This window comes from Sphingomonas sp. 66-10, from assembly GCF_001897045.1.
Taxonomy (GTDB): domain Bacteria; phylum Pseudomonadota; class Alphaproteobacteria; order Sphingomonadales; family Sphingomonadaceae; genus Sphingomonas; species Sphingomonas lycopersici.
The window spans coordinates 1-1153 of sequence record NZ_MKRR01000114.1 but is presented as its reverse complement, the minus strand read 5'-3'; the positions used below and the strand labels follow the sequence as shown (position 1 = coordinate 1153).

The 1153-nt window shown below is 65.0% G+C and carries 1 protein-coding gene and 1 pseudogene; both read right to left on the bottom strand.

Annotated elements, in window-relative coordinates; translation table 11 throughout:
* A pseudogene (locus BGN95_RS12010) lies at positions 1-599 on the bottom strand (copper resistance protein B); the annotation flags it as partial.
* On the bottom strand, positions 599-1153 hold a 555-nt coding region (locus tag BGN95_RS12005), incomplete at its 5' end, for a multicopper oxidase domain-containing protein (protein ID WP_286772733.1). The pseudogene BGN95_RS12010 and the gene BGN95_RS12005, both read right to left, overlap by 1 nt.

The window sequence follows — 1153 nt, the reverse complement described above, 5'->3', positions numbered from 1 at the left end:
AGCCGGTTGATGTCGCCGCCGTAAAAGCCTTCGCCATCCCAGCGATAGCCATCGCGGCCGCTATGCGCCTGATACTCGAACAGGTTGAGCAGCATTTGCCCGAAATTGTTGCCGCCGCTATCCTTCATCATGATGTCGCGCGAGCGCGCCATCTCGCCGCCGGGAAAATCACGATCGGCGAAGTGGTCGCTTGGGGGAGGCGGCGGGGGCGCATTGCCGGCCGGAAGCGCCGTGCCGGTCATTTGCATGCCGGGCATGGCGGGCATTCTCGGCATCGTTGTCTGGCCATGCTGCGAATGGTCCATACCCGGCATCTCCGGCATCGCGGGAGACGCGGGTTGCGGCTGACCGGCCGCATCTCCCTGCGGCGCAGGACTGGCCTGGTGCTGCGAATGGTCCATCGCCGAGGTGGCGTCCGGCGCTGGTGTCTGAGCGCGCGGCCTGGCGGCGGCCTTGTCCTTCTTCTTCTCCTGCGCCGGCGCCACTTCGCCCGGCGGCGCCATGCCGGGCATGCCGTGCATCGAATGATCCTGGGCAAAGGCGGGCGCGGCAGCGAAAAGGGCGATCGCGCTCACCAGCGGCGTGAGGATGCGGGTCATTACGCGTCTCCCTTCGGACGGACGCTCACGACCCGCATCATCCCTGCATGCATGTGGTAGAGGAGATGACAGTGGAAGGCCCAGTCGCCGACCGCGTCGGCGGTGAAGTCCCAGGTCACCTTGCCGCCGGGCTGGACGATCACCGTATGCTTGCGCGGCGCATGATCGCCATGCCCCGTCACCAGCTCGAAAAAATGCCCGTGAATATGGATCGGATGCCCCATCATCGTGTCGTTGATGAGATTGACGCGCACCCGCTCGCCTTCGATGAAGGGGATCGGCTCGTGATGGTCCGACATTTTTTCGCCGTCGAACGACCACATGAACCGCTCCATGTTGCCGGTGAGGTGAATGTCGATGCTGCGGCTCGGCGCGCGCACATCCGGATTGCGCTCGAGCGCCATCAGATCCTTGTAGACAAGCACCTTGTGGCCGACGTCGGCGAGGCCCTGGCCGGGCTCGCCGGTGCGGTCGACGGGCATCGGCGAGATGGTCTGGACGCTCGGATCGCGCTTCACCTGGGGCGCATTCGAGAAATCGCGCATCTTCATCGA